The organism is Halomonas sp. H33-56 (genome assembly GCF_040147035.1).
Taxonomy (GTDB): domain Bacteria; phylum Pseudomonadota; class Gammaproteobacteria; order Pseudomonadales; family Halomonadaceae; genus Halomonas; species Halomonas litopenaei.
In genome coordinates, this window is record NZ_JAMSHP010000001.1 from 2,402,111 (window position 1) to 2,417,906 (window position 15,796).

At 62.5% G+C, this 15,796-nt stretch carries 15 protein-coding genes; 7 read left to right on the forward strand and 8 right to left on the reverse strand.

All coding sequences use genetic code 11. From position 1 onward, the window contains the following. Positions 1 to 110: 110 nt before the first annotated feature. The gene (locus NFH98_RS10160) at positions 111 to 1,817 is read right to left on the reverse strand and encodes a potassium/proton antiporter (RefSeq protein WP_349622634.1); all 1,707 of its coding nucleotides are present in this window, start codon (positions 1,815 to 1,817) and stop codon (positions 111 to 113) included. A gap of 188 nt (positions 1,818 to 2,005) precedes the next feature. On the opposite strand from NFH98_RS10160, the gene NFH98_RS10165 reads away from it, so the two are divergent. Next, entirely contained in the window at positions 2,006 to 3,232 is a 1,227-nt protein-coding gene (locus tag NFH98_RS10165) for an ABC transporter substrate-binding protein (RefSeq protein WP_052704430.1), read from the forward strand. Positions 3,233 to 3,257: 25 nt separating this feature from the next. Here NFH98_RS10165 and NFH98_RS10170 read toward each other — a convergent pair whose 3' ends face one another. Together NFH98_RS10170 and NFH98_RS10175 are read right to left on the reverse strand one after the other, a co-directional pair. Then, positions 3,258 to 4,037, reverse strand: coding sequence for an alpha/beta fold hydrolase (locus NFH98_RS10170; protein ID WP_045993713.1), 780 nt, complete (start codon positions 4,035 to 4,037; stop codon positions 3,258 to 3,260). A gap of 192 nt (positions 4,038 to 4,229) precedes the next feature. Next, a complete protein-coding gene (locus tag NFH98_RS10175; RefSeq protein ID WP_045993714.1) occupies positions 4,230 to 4,919 on the reverse strand; it encodes a 7-cyano-7-deazaguanine/7-aminomethyl-7-deazaguanine transporter in 690 nt (229 codons plus the stop codon). A 711-nt stretch (positions 4,920 to 5,630) separates the two neighbouring features. Here NFH98_RS10175 and NFH98_RS10180 point away from each other — a divergent pair. Beyond that, the gene (locus NFH98_RS10180; RefSeq protein WP_045993715.1) at positions 5,631 to 5,960 is read left to right on the forward strand and encodes an ArsR/SmtB family transcription factor; all 330 of its coding nucleotides are present in this window, start codon (positions 5,631 to 5,633) and stop codon (positions 5,958 to 5,960) included. A gap of 185 nt (positions 5,961 to 6,145) precedes the next feature. On the opposite strand, the gene sohB is transcribed toward NFH98_RS10180, so the two are convergent. Continuing rightward, positions 6,146 to 7,165 carry a protease SohB gene (gene sohB / locus NFH98_RS10185; RefSeq protein ID WP_349622635.1) on the reverse strand — a complete coding sequence of 340 codons (1,020 nt, stop codon included), beginning with the start codon at positions 7,163 to 7,165 and terminating at the stop codon, positions 6,146 to 6,148. Positions 7,166 to 7,308: 143 nt separating this feature from the next. On the opposite strand from sohB, the gene NFH98_RS10190 reads away from it, so the two are divergent. After that, positions 7,309 to 7,617 carry an SCP2 sterol-binding domain-containing protein gene (locus tag NFH98_RS10190; protein ID WP_045993717.1) on the forward strand — a complete coding sequence of 103 codons (309 nt, stop codon included), beginning with the start codon at positions 7,309 to 7,311 and terminating at the stop codon, positions 7,615 to 7,617. Between the two features lie 38 nt (positions 7,618 to 7,655). Here NFH98_RS10190 and nudC read toward each other — a convergent pair whose 3' ends face one another. From nudC to NFH98_RS10210, 4 genes are read right to left on the reverse strand one after another with little or no spacing between them, the layout of a single operon-like run. After that, positions 7,656 to 8,432, reverse strand: coding sequence for an NAD(+) diphosphatase (gene nudC, locus NFH98_RS10195; RefSeq protein WP_222516780.1), 777 nt, complete (start codon positions 8,430 to 8,432; stop codon positions 7,656 to 7,658). Continuing rightward, positions 8,432 to 9,208, reverse strand: coding sequence for a DNA polymerase III subunit epsilon (gene dnaQ / locus NFH98_RS10200; RefSeq protein ID WP_349622636.1), 777 nt, complete (start codon positions 9,206 to 9,208; stop codon positions 8,432 to 8,434). Before dnaQ ends, nudC begins: the two co-directional genes overlap by 1 nt. Positions 9,209 to 9,255: 47 nt before the next feature. Then, on the reverse strand, positions 9,256 to 9,690 hold the full coding sequence (rnhA, locus tag NFH98_RS10205; protein ID WP_231498692.1) for a ribonuclease HI: 435 nt from the start codon (positions 9,688 to 9,690) through the stop codon (positions 9,256 to 9,258). Positions 9,691 to 9,713: 23 nt separating this feature from the next. Then, positions 9,714 to 10,415 carry a class I SAM-dependent methyltransferase gene (locus tag NFH98_RS10210; RefSeq protein WP_315900829.1) on the reverse strand — a complete coding sequence of 234 codons (702 nt, stop codon included), beginning with the start codon at positions 10,413 to 10,415 and terminating at the stop codon, positions 9,714 to 9,716. A 208-nt stretch (positions 10,416 to 10,623) separates the two neighbouring features. Between NFH98_RS10210 and gloB the strand changes: the two genes are divergently transcribed. The 4 genes from gloB (at position 10,624) to NFH98_RS10230 (ending at position 15,795) form a co-directional block, all read left to right on the forward strand. Beyond that, positions 10,624 to 11,391 carry a hydroxyacylglutathione hydrolase gene (gloB, locus tag NFH98_RS10215; RefSeq protein ID WP_045993722.1) on the forward strand — a complete coding sequence of 256 codons (768 nt, stop codon included), beginning with the start codon at positions 10,624 to 10,626 and terminating at the stop codon, positions 11,389 to 11,391. 74 nt (positions 11,392 to 11,465) lie between these two features. After that, positions 11,466 to 12,659: a transglycosylase SLT domain-containing protein gene (locus NFH98_RS10220; protein WP_045993723.1), complete on the forward strand. Its 1,194-nt coding sequence runs from the start codon at positions 11,466 to 11,468 to the stop codon at positions 12,657 to 12,659. A 45-nt stretch (positions 12,660 to 12,704) separates the two neighbouring features. Next, positions 12,705 to 14,531: an extracellular solute-binding protein gene (locus tag NFH98_RS10225; protein ID WP_045993724.1), complete on the forward strand. Its 1,827-nt coding sequence runs from the start codon at positions 12,705 to 12,707 to the stop codon at positions 14,529 to 14,531. A 190-nt stretch (positions 14,532 to 14,721) separates the two neighbouring features. After that, the gene (locus NFH98_RS10230; RefSeq protein ID WP_349622637.1) at positions 14,722 to 15,795 is read left to right on the forward strand and encodes a microcin C ABC transporter permease YejB; all 1,074 of its coding nucleotides are present in this window, start codon (positions 14,722 to 14,724) and stop codon (positions 15,793 to 15,795) included. Position 15,796 lies beyond the last annotated feature (1 nt).

Here is a 15,796-nt window from a genome sequence, read left to right on the forward strand (position 1 = left end):
GGGCATCTTGGCAAGGGGCTTTCTCGACAGACCCCGCTCGATAATTTCCGCCCGGTTATTTCCGCTCGATGCTTTCCGCTCGATTCTTTCCGATACTGGAACGCTGCGCCTCAGTAGAGGCGCAGACCCACACGGGTGATATGGTTGCCTTCCATCTCGCTCACCACCCAGTGGATGCCATGCCAGTCGACGTCGTCGCCTACCACCGGATGCCCGCCCAAGCGTAGCCCCATGAATTCGCCCAGTGTCAGCGAGGCCTCGCCGGGGCTCAGGGTCAACGCATAGGCATCGGCCACATCGCCCATCCTGGCGTCCGCATCCAGGGTAAAGGTGCCGAAGAAGGCTCGCTGCTGGCGATGCTTGGCGTCGCCGTTGAACAGCCGGTTCAATGCTGGCAGATCGTCGCTCTTGCCGATGACACAGATGATATCGTCGATGCGCAACTGTGTACTGCCCTTGGGGTGCAGCATCACGTGCTGGCGGAACAGGGCAGAGATCAAGGCACCTGAGGGAAAGCGCAGCAGCCGAATCGGGACGTCTTCGAGATCGGCATTTTCGACCTTGTAGACGAACATCTCGAAGTCGTTTTCAGGCAGGATGCCAAGTGGCCCCCGATGATTGGGAGTGGCACTGTCCGGCACCATGACCTTCATGCGGCGTGCCATCCAGGGCAAGCTTCCGCCCTGGATCAACAGCGACAGCAACACCACCGCGAAGGCCACATTGAAGTAGAGGCCGGCTTGCTCGACGCCACCGATGACAGGAAAGATCGCCAGCACAATGGGAACGGCACCGCGAAGCCCCACCCAGGAAATGAACCCTACCTCTCGCCAGCGGAAATGGAAGAACGGCTTGAGCGTCAGCACCACCGCCAACGGACGCGCCACGAAGATCAGCGCAAGGGCCACGATCGAAGCTGGTAACAGCACCTCCAGCAGTGCCGAAGGTGTCACCAGCAAGCCAAGCACCAGAAATAGCCCGATCTGACTTAGCCAGGCCAGTCCGTCATGCACCGGCAAGATGAAGTTGAGGTGCCGCCCCGGCTGATTGCCGATCATCAATCCGGCCAGATAAATCGCCAGGAAGCCACTGCCCCCCAGGGCACTGGTCAAGCCAAAGACGCAGAACCCCAACGCCAGGGCCAGCAGCGAGTAAAGTCCCGGTGCAAGATCCACATAGCGCAGCAAGCGACCGATCAGCCAGCCCGCGCCAAGCCCGATGGCGATGGCCATGGCGAACTGCTGAACAAAGAACAGCAGCATGTCCATGGGGCCACCGAGGTCCCCCACCAGCGCCTCGACCAGCACCAGGGTGAGAAAGATCGCCATGGGATCGTTGGTGCCGGACTCGATTTCCAGGGTGGCGCCGACCCGTTCATTGAGGTTGAGCCCTCTGCCACTGAGCATCGAGAAGACCGCCGCAGCGTCGGTAGAACCGACGATGGCCCCGACCAGCAGGCCCTGCAGCAACGATAGATCGAAGACCCACATCGCCAGCAGACCGACCAGACCGCTGGTGATGAAGACCCCGACGGTAGCGAGCCCCAGGGCGGGTTTGAAACCGACACGAAAGGTCTTGAGCCGTGTCCTCAGGCCACCATCCAGCAGGATCATCGCCAGGGCGAGATGGCCGATGACAAAGGCCAGCGAGTAATTGTCGAAGTCGATACCCAGCAGGCCGTCTTCACCCGCCAGCATGCCGAGTATCAGGAACAGCACCAGCAGTGGCACACCGGCCAGAGCGGAAAGCCGACTGGCCAGCACACTCAGCGCAATCAGCGTTCCACACAGAAGAAAGAGACTATTGATCGAATCCATGCGCATCCCTTGCAACGTTCATCATGATTGTCTCACGCCCGGCCCCACGCCGCGATCTGTCGAGTGTAACGTGATTCATCGAGCGCACTTCGAATTACCAGGATGTTGATGGATGCCGCTGGTGAACGAAGCTCGCCCTTGGATACACTAGCGCGCTGGTACGAATGCCTGACCCATGGAGATTGTTGATGCCCAAGTCGTCGCCCAGGCAACACCGGCTAATCCGGCTTGCGGGCTTGAGCTTGCTGCTGGCAAGCCTCGGCGCGTTGCCCCCTGCCCTGGCCGAGCCGGAGGCGCCCGCTGAAGCCGCAGCGCAGCAACAGGCAGCGCCGCCCCTTGCCCAGGAGCAACAGGTCGAGACTTCTTCCGAGCAGATTGGCGGAACGCCCCCTACAAGCGCCGAAGCGGCGGTGGTGAGCGATATCCTCGAGCGCTACCGTGGATTGCCTGGTGGACCCGGTATCGACACGCCCGCGATGCCGGTGGCACCGTCGGCCACGGCGGCTCCTGCCGATCCGATCGCACCGCCACCGGTCACCGAGCTGACTCTAGTGCTGGAATGGTCACCCGGGCCGCAGCACGCTGCCTTGCTGGTGGCTCAGGAGAGGGGGCTGTTCTCGCGGCGCGGACTGAACGTCGTGCTGCAGACCCCCGCCGATCCCGACGTACCTGCCAAGCTGGTGGCGGCATCCCAGGCGGATCTGGCACTGACCGACCAGCTGACCCTGCACCGGCTGGTGGACCAGGGGCGCCCCATCATCAGGGTAGCCACCTTGAGCGAATTGCCACTGTCGGCGCTGCTGGTACGCGAAGATGCGGACATCGACTCGGTGCTGGGACTGATCGATCACCGGATCGGCTACGCGCAGCGCGCGGGACAAGACGTCTTGCTCAGGGCCATCCTTCAACACGAAGGATTGAACCTGTCCCATGTCGAGGCCAAGGACGTGCACTTCAGCGTGATACGCGCGATGAACGAAGGCTGGATCGATGCCTTTATCGGCGGCGCGGCACTGTCTCTGCCGCGAGAGCTCGCCGATCTCGGCATCGCTACCCGCGCCATGCCGACCGAGACACTGGGTATCCCGGTGCATGACGGCCTGGTCGTCGTGGCCAACCAAGACCACTTTCAGGCACAGAAGGACGCCATTCGCGCCTTCGTCGACGCACTGGAACAAGCCACACGCTGGATCATCGACCATCCCGCCGCGAGCTGGGAGATCATGACTCGACTCGAGCCGACCATGGACAGCCCCGCCAATGCCGAGGCCTGGCCCGACATCAGGCGCCGACTCAGCCTGCGCCCCGGCGCCATGGATCACGGCCGCTATCGTCGCCTGGAGCGCTATCTACATGACCAGAAGATCGTCGAACGCTTGACCCCGATCTCGCGCCTGGGCAAGGACCCCGGCTAAACCACAGACGCCTTGATTGCAGTGGCTAGTCGTCCAGAGAGGCCAGAAACTCGGCCACTTGCTCCTGAAACTCCTGCGCCCGCTCGGTGTGCAGCCAGTGACCAGCGTCCAGGGTCTTGACTTCGGCCCTGGGCAGGACGGCGCGCAGCGACTCAAGCAGGTCATCGGCGACGTAGTCGGAGCGACTACCGCGCAACACCAGCGTCGGCACATCGATGCTTCCTTCGCCACCGGGCGGTGCCATGATCTGGCCGTAGCCGGCTTCGATCGCATCGAGATTGACCCTTAGGCGTAGTACGCGATCGTCGTCGCGCACCAGATTGGTAGCCAGAAACATGCGGGTGGGCTTGTCGTCGATCACCTCAGCCATCAAGGCATCGGCCTCTCGCCGGTCGGTAGGCTCACCCTGTTCGACACGCCGCAGTGCGCTGAAGACGCTATCGTGACGGTGTTCATAGGCGACCGGCGCGATATCGGCAACGATCAGCGACGCCACCAGCTCAGGATGAAGCCTGGCCAGGGTCATCACCACCTTGCCGCCCATGGAGTGGCCAAGCAGGTGCCCTCTGGTGACGCCGCAGCGGTCCATCACCGCTGCCACGTCTTCGGCCATCTGGTCATAGTCCATACCCTCGGCATGAGGAGAACGGCCATGATTGCGAAGATCCAGGGCGATCACACGGCGCTCGCCCGACCACTGTTTGACATGGGAGCGCCAGTTGTCGGCGCTACCCAGCAGGCCATGAACGATGACCAATGGCTCTCCCTGACCACCACTGTCCGTATATTCCAGGGAAACCGTCATAGCTGCACTCCTTTGAGCGATCGAAGGTTGGTAGAGAGCCGGTAGAACGTCGTACTTCACGACACCAGCATAGTACTGAACGTGCCAGGCGGGGCGCGGAGCCAGGCAGCAAGCACAGCCATAGCAAACCAGGGCGGGGCTAGATCGCAACACCGGCCCAGCAGGCTCAACCGCCGGGGATCGAGGCCCTTATCAGCGTCCCTCTCCCCGAGCGACCTGCTCCGGCCAGACGTCCTGACTGCCGGTCACCGCCACCAGTCGCTGGCTCAGATAACGCAGCAGCACGCCGTACAGGGGCAGGAAAAAGGCCAGACTGATCGCAAGTTTGATGGCGTAGTCGACCGCTGCGATTTCTGGCCAATGCTGCGCCATGAACGGGTCAGGGCCAGCCTCGAAGGCGATGGAGAAGAACGCCACGGTATCCACCAGATTACCGACCAGGGTCGACGCCGCCGGCGCCACCCACCAGTGCTTGAGTCGCCTGAGCCGGTCGAAGACCTGCACGTCGAGCAATTGTCCGAGCAGGTAGGCCATGAAACTGGCCAGTGCGATCCGGGCGACAAACAGATCGAAACCATCGAAGGCTGCAAGGCCAGCGAAGCCGCCCTGCGGGAAGACCACCGAGACAACGTACGACACCACCAGCGCGGGCAGCATCACGCGCATCACGATGGCGCGCGCCGGCCCCTTGCCGAACAGGCGTACCGTCAGATCGGTGGCCAGGAAGATGAAGGGAAAGCTGAAAGCGCCCCAGGTCGTGTGCAAGCCAAATACCGTAAACGGCAGCTGGACCAGGTAGTTGCTGGCGGCGATAACGACGATATGGAAAACGACCATCAGCGCCAGCAGGCGACGGCGCTGTTCGAAGGACAGAGTGAACATCATGATTCCTTTTTCGCAAGGGGTGAGGGAACCCTGGGAACAACCACAATACGGCTACAGGCACGCCTGGCTGCGATACCTCTGGATGGCGCAAGATTTCGAGCCGTATGGCGATAAGTCTCGCGCCACCGCGTGGGGTGCAAATTTTGCGGCAGAAATTATACGAGACAAGCCTGCGCCTTGCCAGCACTCCCTTGCTCGACCCCTTCCCCTTTACCCACAGGCCACCCCGGGTAGACGGGCAAAATCAGATAACTGCAGATCCAGGCACCAGATGTGCCATACAGGATACCTAGAGAAACCTGATATTGCACAATATTGTCAGTCTGCTAAATACAAATACAAGAAACAACGCGATGGACACACTTTGAAAAACTTATTATCTAATTCTGCCGAAACGGTCACAAACACGCGTTTAAGACGCGTTTACTTCAACAATGCGCTATTATTGAGAAGTTTCTTAATCACTAACGGAAAGAAAGGCTTCGGCTTTCATCAGCGACCAAATGAAAGGAGTCCTGCGCCCCGGACCAACACTATTCCGAGGAGCCGGATACGCCGAATCCGACTAGCGGATCTCTTCGATGAGGATGACAAGCCATCCATGCACAACACCTCGATCCCTATTGCCGTCCATCTCGGGTGGCGCCTAGCGCCACGACGTCCAACGGGTGAAATTCGTGTCAGTCACCGCTGCAAGGGAGAGTGCTGATGAACAGCTCACAACGTGTTGCCGGCCGCCTGCTTGAGGGTGGAGATGCCGTGGTAGACAGAGCGAGCGGCCTGCTGAAAGCCATCGCCAACGACAATCGCCTAAGAATCCTGTGTCTACTTGAAGGCAACGAGCTGTCCGTGACAGAGCTCAATCAACGCCTGAGCCTGAGCCAGTCGGCCCTATCCCAGCACCTTGCCATCCTCAGGCGAGCCGAGCTGGTCAGTACTCGGCGCTCCTCCCAGACCATCTACTACTCGCTGCAAGGCGACAGCGCGAGCATCATGATCGCCGCCATCGTCAAGATGAACGCAGCCAACGACGACTGAGGCGCGACCACAGACTTTGCAGGCGCTTCGCACCCGATAGCCCTCACTGGAGGGCATCGGGCTCGCTCGATGGACAGAACGACACGGGCAGGCGGAGCTGGGGCGGCTCAGGTCAGGCAGCATTGTGATCCAATATTGCGATCCAATATTACGAACCACGACGCGGGCTTCGCCTACCGATGCTCTCAGCCGGACGCATCGACACGCTCTTCCACCCGATCGAGCGCCTGCTCGACCATGCCAGAGGCGGAAAAACCAAGACGCTCGGCCAGTGATGGCACCGCCGCAAGCCTCAGGCTCAGCACCTTGCCACGTTCCATCGCCTTGCTGAGATAAGCCTCGCTGGTGGTGACCTCATCCGCCAACCCTCTGGACACGGCCTCTTCTCCGTACCAGACCTCGCCGGTAGACACGGCGTCGATATCCACGCCGGAGCGGCGCTGGTCGACGTAGTCCTTGAACTTGGCATGGATGGCGTCGAGGTCCGCCTGCAGCTTGTCTCTGCCTTCCTCGGTGTTTTCGCCCAGCACGGTGAGCGTGCGCTTGTAGCGCCCGGCGGTCACCAGCTCCACATCGACGTCATGGCGCTTGAGCAGGCGGTGGATATTGGGGATCTGGGCCACCACCCCGATGGAGCCGATTACCGCAAACGGGGCCACCAGGATGCGTTGTGCGTTGCACGCCATCAGGTAGCCGCCGCTGGCCGCCACCTTGTCCACGCAGACCGTCGTCTTGAGGCCCCCCTCGGTGAGCCGGTGCAGTTCCGCCGCCCCCTGCCCATAGGTGTGGACCAGGCCTCCGGGGCTCTCCAGCCGAATGACCACCTCGTCCCCTTCCTTAGCCACACCAAGCAGCAAGGACACTTCGCGAGCCAGGCGGTCCACGCCGCTGGCCTTGAGGTTGCCATGAAAATCGATCACCCAGGTGGTGGCGTTCGATGCCACGCCTTCGTCCTGCCTGGGCTTGGTATCCCGACGCCACGGCCAGCGCAGACGAGACCGCTTTTCTGTGCCTGTCCTGGCTTGTACCAAACGCTCGCGCCACTGACGCTGACGCTGACCCAGGTCCTCGATCCTGAGTTGCTCCCTGGGTACACTGCCGCCAGCCTTGGCCCGGGCAAGCACGATCAGCGCCAACAGCACGACCCCTGCCACCAGCAGTAGCTGAACAAAAAAGGTCAGGATCTCACCCAGCCAGTCTTCCATCGCTCTCTCCCTGTCAGCCGGCACAATTCTGCAAAGACCTGGACCTTGACGGTCATAGGCCCTGAACGGCGCCCGGCCTTGATTGAAACATTCGTTTGAAATACGCTGCCTGACAGCGACTCACACAACTGCAAGGAATTCTCATGTCACAGACACTCGATACGCTACGCTCTCGCTTCAATCCTGACGCTGCCCAGGGCATGCACGAGATCTTCCAGTTCCACTTCAGCGATACCGAGGATCACTATGTCGTCATCGACGATGGCGCACTGGACATCCAGCAGGGCGAGCACGACGATCCCTCTGTCAGCCTGAGCATGAGCAGCGACACCCTCAAGGGCATCATGACCGGTGATATCAACGGCATGACAGCCTTCATGACCGGCAAGCTCAAGGCGACCGGCAATATCATGCTGGCGACCCGCCTGACCGAGCTGTTTCCCGAGAAGTGATGCTCAAATGGGCAGTGGCTACTCCCGGCGACTGCCCGTCAGGACCGACCGTCACGCACCTCGGACAGGTGCAACTCGATCAACTCCCGCGAGATCGAATAAAGCGGCGGCAACTGCGGTAGCTGCCGTGGCGAGAACCAGGCGGCGTCTTCGATCTCGTGGCCGTCGATCACGATGCGTCGGCTTGCCGCCTCGACCAGATAGCCCAGCATCAGGGAGTGGGGAAAAGGCCAGGCCTGACTGCGAATATAACGCAGCCGCCCCAGCTTCAGACCGACCTCCTCGTGGACCTCGCGATGCACCGCCTGCTCCGCCGATTCTCCCGGTTCGATGAATCCTGCCAGGGTGGAATAGCGTCCGGGTGGAAAACGCGGGCTACGAGCCAGCAACAGCGACTCCCCGTGGGTCACCAGGGTGATGATGCAGGGCGAGATGCGCGGGTAGTTGCGATGGCCGCAATTGTCGCAGTGCATCGCAAACTCGTGTTCCAGACGCCTGGCTGGGCTGCCGCAACGCCCGCAAAACCGGTGGTTGCCCATCCAGGCACCCACCTGCAGCGCCGTTGACACCAGCCCGTACCATGACTCGGGCAACCTCGACAGCCAGCTACGGCCGTCTGGCCAGTCGGCGCCTGGGCTGTCTTCAAGACGCAGCCCCACCGGTTCGTCCGACCACCAGCACAACGGCTGAACACGCTCATCCCAGGGCTCGACCGGCCCCAGCGGCGTATTGTCCAGGCCAGGCGCCATACAGCCCTTCGACAGGCGAATGATACGCCCCGACTCGACACCTCTTGGCAGCTCCCGATGCAGCATCAGACACCGTCCTGCGTGGCGCTGCCGGGGCCGACGTAGGCAGGGTCCAGGTCGTCCCAGCGACACTCTCCTGCCTTGCCACGCACCTTGTCGAGCTTGGCCAGATGGGCCGCCATCTCCTGATCTGTCGGGCGTACCACGCTCAGCCGCCCCGGCTCCAATGACAGCCGACGCACCGAAAGCTCGCCGGGCACCGCCGCCTGCTGGTCGCTGTCGTTGCCCGCATCCAGGGTCAGGGCGGTCTGCCCACCGGTCATCGCCAGATAGACGTCTGCCAGGATCTCGGCATCGAGCAAGGCCCCGTGCAGCACGCGGTGACCATTGTCGATATCGTAGCGCTTGCAAAGGGCGTCGAGGCTGTTGCGCTGCCCCGGGTGCAGTCCCCTTGCCATGGTCAGGGTATCGAGGATACGACAGTGATCCTTGACGGGCCCTGCATATAGCTCGGGGTGGGTGGCCTTCAACAGCTTGAATTCGTGGTCGATGAAGCCGACATCGAAGGGCGCGTTATGGATGACCAGCTCGGTGCCGCGAATAAACTCCCAGAAGTCGGCCGCCACCTCGGCGAAAACCGGCTCATTGGCGACCCGCTCGTTGGTGATGCCGTGGACACCGATCGCCTCGGCATCGATCTCACGCTCGGGGTTGATGTATTGATGGTAGGAATTTCCGGTCAGACGCCGGTTTATCATCTCCACGGCGCCGATCTCGATGAGACGGTGGCCGTCGCGCGTCTCGATACCGGTGGTCTCGGTATCCAGTACAATCTGTCGCATTCTGGGTCCCTGAAGTCGGATGGGCTGTGGGGTGTGGGCCGACGGCGTCAGGCGCCTTCCAGCAACTCGTCGATGGCCTCGTTGACCAGGGCGTCGGCGGCCTCGTTTCCAGGGTGGCCGCTGTGCCCCTTGACCCAATGCCAGCTGACCTGGTGTCGGCGTGTCTGCTCATGCAGCTCGCGCCACAGATCGGCGTTCTTCACCGGCTGCCTGGAAGCCGTCTTCCAGCCACGCTTGATCCAGCCATGGATCCATTCGGTGATGCCCTTGCGCAGATACTCCGAATCGGTCCAGAGATCCACGTGACACTCGCGCTTGAGCGTCTTCAGCGCCATGATCGCGGCGGTCAGCTCCATTCGGTTGTTGGTGGTATCACGCTCGGCGCCCTTGAGCGACTTGCGGTGATCCCCGCTTTCCAGCAGCGCTCCCCAGCCGCCGGGTCCGGGATTGCCGCGGCAACCCCCGTCGGTGTAAATGGTCACGACAGGGAGTGAATCGGGAGTGGTCAACGCATTGCTACCTTCTTCTGCTTGGGGGTCTGCCGCACACTGGGCTCGAGCCTGGTGGTGCCGAGTGCGGTGTTACCGACCGGCAAGCCGAACAGCGGGCGTTTTCCCTGGGTACAGGCCAGCTGCGAGCGGCAGCGAGCCTGGATGATATAACAATCGCCCAGGGGCAGGTTGTGGCGCCGGCCGAGGGTTTCCAGCATGCCATTGCCACCGGCGAGCCCCGGCAGGCGAAATCGGCAGTAGTCTACCCGCTCGATCTCGAAGTCGACAAACTGAAGCCAGTCCTTCATCGTCCGCGGCGTTCGCCATACGCCCTGCCCCGGCATCTGCCGCCGGCGGCGAGGCCGCACCCTCATCAAACCCGACGATGACAGCGGGGACCAGCCAAGCAGTACCAGTCGCCCCTGCGGCGAGACCACCCGGGCGGCCTCCTGCAGAAGCTGGTGGGGGTGGGACACCACCTCCAGCAAGTGATTGAGCACCACCACGTCCATCGCTCCGTCGGGCAGTGCCAAGCGCTCAGGGCGGCAAACCAGCGTGCTGGAACTTTCCGCCAGCTCCCTGGTCGGAGACCACCGTATCCAGTGGCGAACCGCGCTCATGTCGGCCAGTGGCTCGGCCAGTGACATTTCAAGACCGTGCTGGCCGCACCAGCGTTCGGCCAGCGGGCCCAGGCAGGCTCGCTCGGAACGCCGCACGGCGCACCCGCTGTCACTGGACCAATAGCGTCGAGCGTGCCGCACCAGGCACGCGAGCTCCATCGGCTCCGACGCATTTGACATAGTCGACCTGTGCCTCCAAAGTGTCTGATTTTGCAAGGCGAAAAAACGAAGTTTACTGAAGTCTGCGCCGGCCGCCCAGCTAGATGCTGCCCGCTCAAGGCTCGCTCCGAGGACCCTGCCGACCATGTTAAGCGTGACACCGATTCCAGCCTTTAGCGACAACTATATCTGGCTGCTGCGCCAGGATTCGAGTCAAGAGGTCTGCGTCGTGGATCCCGGTGACGCCGAGCCTGTTCTGCGCTTTCTCGAACGTGAAGGGCTGAGCCTGGGCTGCATCCTGCTGACCCATCACCACCATGACCACACCGGCGGCGTTGCCGAACTGATCCAGCGCTATTCGCCCCGGGTGATCGGGCCGGATAACCCCGAGATCGCAGGCGTCGACGAGATCGTGCGTGACGGTGACGAGTTTCGCGTCATGGGCCGCCTGTTCGAGGTGATGGCGGTGCCTGGGCATACCCTGGACCATCTGGCCTTCTTTACCGCAGGCATCCCGCCGCTGCTGTTCTGTGGGGACACCCTGTTCAGCGGTGGCTGCGGACGCCTGTTCGAAGGTACCCCGGAGCAGATGAAGGGGTCCCTCGACCGACTGAATTCCCTGCCGGCGGATACACTGGTATTCTCCGCGCACGAATATACATTGGCCAACCTCGCTTTTGCGAAGGCGGCCAACCCCGGCAACCCCGACGTTGCCACCGCCTTCGACGAATGTCAGAAGGCACGAGATCTGGACCGACCCACGCTGCCTACAACGATGGAACGTGAGCGCCGCATCAATCCCTTCCTTCGTTGCGATGATGAAGATGTCAAGCGCGCTGCCTCAGCCCATGGGTCGACCGATAGCACGGACGCCACCTTTGCCACGCTAAGAGCCTGGAAGGATTCCTTCTGAACGGCTCGGCGTCCTGAACCATCGTCCCACAGGACGCCCGCGATAAGCATCGCGGGCCAGGAGTTTCTGTACGCATGACATTTCACACGACCCGTAGACGACTTCTTGGCGCGGCCAGCAGTCTGGCCCTCCTTGGCTCGTTGATGGCCGGTGCCTATACATCCCAGGCCTCGCCACTCCCCCCCGGTGGCGCCATGCCATATGGCGGAACCAGCGCTGACGCAAGCGCCGCGCCTTCGCATCAACACCTGACTCGCCACTTCTGGGATGCCCTGGAACTCGAGCCGCAGGATGCCTGGACAAGTCTGCGGGCGGATTTCCAGTGGCAGGACCAGCCGGTCAATGCCCGCGTGCAGGAATGGATCGACTACTACCAGGACAGCCCCCATAACGTGGCGGAGATCACCGAGCGCGCCCGCCCCTGGCTCGCCTGGATCACCCAGCAGGTCGAATCACGTGGTCTGCCGGGCGAGATCGCGCTGATCCCCTTCGTCGAGAGCTCCTTCGATCCCAAGGCACGTAGCCACTTTGGCGCCGTCGGACTGTGGCAGATCATGCCGCGTACCGGTGACGCCCTCGGCCTCAAGCGCAATGGTGCCTGGGATGGCCGCAATGATGTCGTGGCCTCCACCCGCGCCGCCCTGGACTACATCGAGATGCAGGCGGATCAGTGGTACGAGGGCGACCTTCAGTTGTCACTCGCGGCATACAACGCCGGCGCCGGCACCGTCAACAATGCCCGCCGTGCGGCACAGGCTCGCGGACTCGCCGGCGACTACTGGGATCTCAACCTGCCCTCGGAGACCATGGCGTACGTGCCGAAGCTGATGGCCATCTCGCGGATCATCAATGATCCCGAGCGCTATGGCGTCAACCTTCCGGAGATCAGCGGCTCGGCGGCCTTTGCCAAGGTCTCGGTCACCGCACCGATCTCGTTGAACAAGGCAGCCGCTCTGGCCGGAGTGACCACCCACGAGCTGAGCGAACTGAACCCCGGACTCAAGTCGCGCAACGTCAACCCGCGTCACACCCGTCAGATTCTGGTGCCGGCAGAGAGCGCCGCCACCCTGCGCAATGCCTTGAGCAACCTGGGGCAGATCGAAGTGGCCAGCGCCTCCGACGAGACCCATGTCGTCGAGAGCGGAGACACCTTGAACCGCATCGCCATGCTTCATTCCATCTCGCCTCGGGACCTGGCACGCTGGAATGGCATCGACAACCCGCAGGCTCTTCAACCCGGTCAGCAACTGACACTTTCCGGTCGGTAAAGCGGGCGCCACGGTGGCGCCCCTCAGGACAAGGACTCCACCGCCATGCGACAGGTGGCAATTGGCGCCTGCCTGCTGGGCGCCCTGCTGGCGACCGCCAGCGAGGCCGCAGACGTTTCCAGCGTGCCCACCGTGCACGCCCTTCCGCTCTATGGTGAGCCGGCCCTGCCGGCTGACTTTCGCCACTTTCCCCATGCCAATCCTGATGCTCCGTCAGGCGGTGATTTGATTCGCGCCGCCCAGGGCAGCTTCGATTCGACCAATCCGTTTATTGTTCGTGGCACGCCAGCCTCTGGCCTTACACAGATCTACGACACCCTGCTCGAATCGAACCCGGGAGAGCCCTTCACCATGTATGGGCTCCTGGCCGAGGGTATCCGCCTGGACCCCGAACGGCGCTGGGTCGAGTTCGACCTGCGCCCCGAAGCGCGCTTCCATGACGGCGAACCCATGGACGCCCAGGACGTGGTATTCAGCTTCGAGACGCTGACCACCAAGGGGCAGCCCTTCTACCGCGCCTACTACAGCGATGTCGACAGCGTCACCGCCATCGACAGCGACACCGTGCACTTCGACCTCGGTGACAGCGAAAGCCGTGAACTGCCGCTGATCCTGGGCCAGATGCCGATCCTGCCCGAGCACTACTGGCGTGATCGCGACTTCGAGGCGGTGACCCGCGATTCGCTGCTCGGCTCCGGCCCCTATCGGATCGCCGAGGTCGATCCGGGCCGCCGCATCGTCTACGAGCGCGTCGACGACTACTGGGGTAGCGAGGTACCGGTCAACGTCGGCCGACACAATATCGGACGGCTGATCTACGACTACTATCGCGACCAGACGGTGGCACTGGAGGCCTTCAAGGCCGGCAATCTCGACTTCCGCCTCGAGAATTCCGCGAGCAACTGGGCCACGGCCTACGAATTCCCGGCGCGCGAGCAGGGCTTTGTCAGGCAGCTTCAGGTCCATGACGGCCAGCCCGCCGGCATGCAGGCCTACGTCATGAACCTGCGCAAGGCCAAGTTTCAGGATCGCCGCGTGCGCGAGGCGATCACTCTTGCCTTCGACTTCCCGTGGCTGAACAGAAACCTGTTCTACGACGCCTATGCGCGCACCGACAGCTACTTCGAGAATTCCGAGATGGAAGCCACCGGCTTGCCGTCCGAAGACGAGCTGGCAATGCTCAAGCCCTTCCGCGACCAGCTGCCGGAGAGCGTCTTCAGCGAGCCACTGCCGATGCAGCAGCCCCAGGAGATGCGTCCACGCCTGAGGAAGGCCCTGGAACTCCTGCGTGAGGCCGGCTACGAGGCCCGTGACGGGGTAATGATCGACCCCGAGAATGGCGAGCCACTGCACGTCGAGATCCTGCTTTACAGCACCCAGTTCGAGCGCATCGCCCAACCGCTGCTGCGAAGGCTGGCCCGACTGGGGGTGCAGGGCAATATCCGTACCGTCGACGTCAATCAGTACCTCAATCGTCTGCGCAGCTTCGACTTCGACATGGTGGTGGGCAGCTTTCCGCAGTCCTTGAGTCCCGGCAATGAACAGCGTGAGTTCTGGGGCAGCGAGTATGCCGAACGCCCCCAGAGCCGGAATCTGATCGGCCTTCAGGATCCCGTCATCGACGCTCTGGTCGATCGCCTGATCGCCGCCGACTCGCGCCAGGCACTGGACACCGCCGCCCAGGCGCTGGACAGAGTGCTGCGCTGGGGCTTCTACGTGGTCCCGCAGTTCCATCTGGCCGCCCACCGCATCGCGGTGTGGGACAAGTTTGCCTGGCAGGAGCCCTTCCCCGAGTACACGCTGGACCTGAGCGCCTGGTGGGTAGACCCTGAACGCGAGGCGGTCATCGAGGATCGTCAGCGTAGCCGTTGATTCAACGGCGGCCCAAGGGCGCCGTGCTGTGGTAAGAAGGTCAAAGATTCAGAGGGCAGGCGCACGTGTCCAGCCCGAACGGCAGGCCCGACCACGCCGGCGGCCCTGATACAGAAAATGTTTCTGGTGGTGCGAAGCGTCGTGCGAAACGACGCTTCGCCTTGGCAAACCCAATCCTCAAGGAAATGCCGTGGGTGCCTACGTACTGCGCCGTCTGCTGCTGATGATCCCCACCTTGCTGGGGATCATGCTGCTCAACTTCATCATCGTCCAGGCCGCGCCGGGCGGGCCCATCGACCAGTTGCTGGCACGTTTCGAGGGCTTTTCCAGCGAGGCCAGTACGCGCCTGCAGGGCGGTGGCCGCGAGACCATCGATAGCGGCGAGTCTCGCGGCAGCCGCGGGATCCCCGAGCAGTTCATCACCCAGCTTGAGCAGCAGTTCGGCTTCGACAAGCCGGCCCATGAACGCTTTATCGACATGATGGTGGACTACGCCACCTTCGACTTCGGCGAGAGCTTCTTTCGCGGCGAGGCGGTCACCACCCTGATGTTCGAGCGACTTCCGGTGTCGATCTCGCTAGGTCTGTGGACCACCCTGCTGGTGTATCTGGTGTCGATCCCGTTGGGTGTACGCAAGGCCCTCCGACACGGCTCCGCCTTCGATGTCTGGACCTCCGGCCTGGTCATCGTCGGCTACGCCATTCCCGGCTTCCTGTTCGCTATCCTGCTGATCGTGCTGTTCGCCGGCGGCAGCTACTTCGACGTCTTCCCGCTGCGAGGGCTGACGTCACCGGACTTTTCCGAGCTCAGCGCCTGGGGCAAGGTCAAGGACTACCTGTGGCATATCGTGCTGCCGGTCAGCGCCTCGGCCATCGGCAGCTTCGCCACCCTGACCATGCTGACCAAGAACAGCTTTCTCGACGAGATCCACCGCCAGTACGTGCTGACCGCCCGGGCCAAGGGTGCCAGCGACAGGCGGGTGCTCTATGGCCACGTCTTCCGCAACGCCATGCTGATCATCATTGCCGGGATGCCGTCGGCGCTGATCGGGATCTTCTTCACCGGCTCGCTGTTGATCGAGGTGATCTTCTCGCTCAACGGGCTGGGCCTGCTCGGCTTCGAGGCGGTCATGCAGCGTGACTATCCGGTGATCTTCGGCACCCTCTACCTCTACACCCTGATCGGCCTGATACTCAAACTGGTTTCCGACCTGACGTACGTCTGGGTGGATCCGCGCATCGACTTCGAGACACGGGAATCCTGAT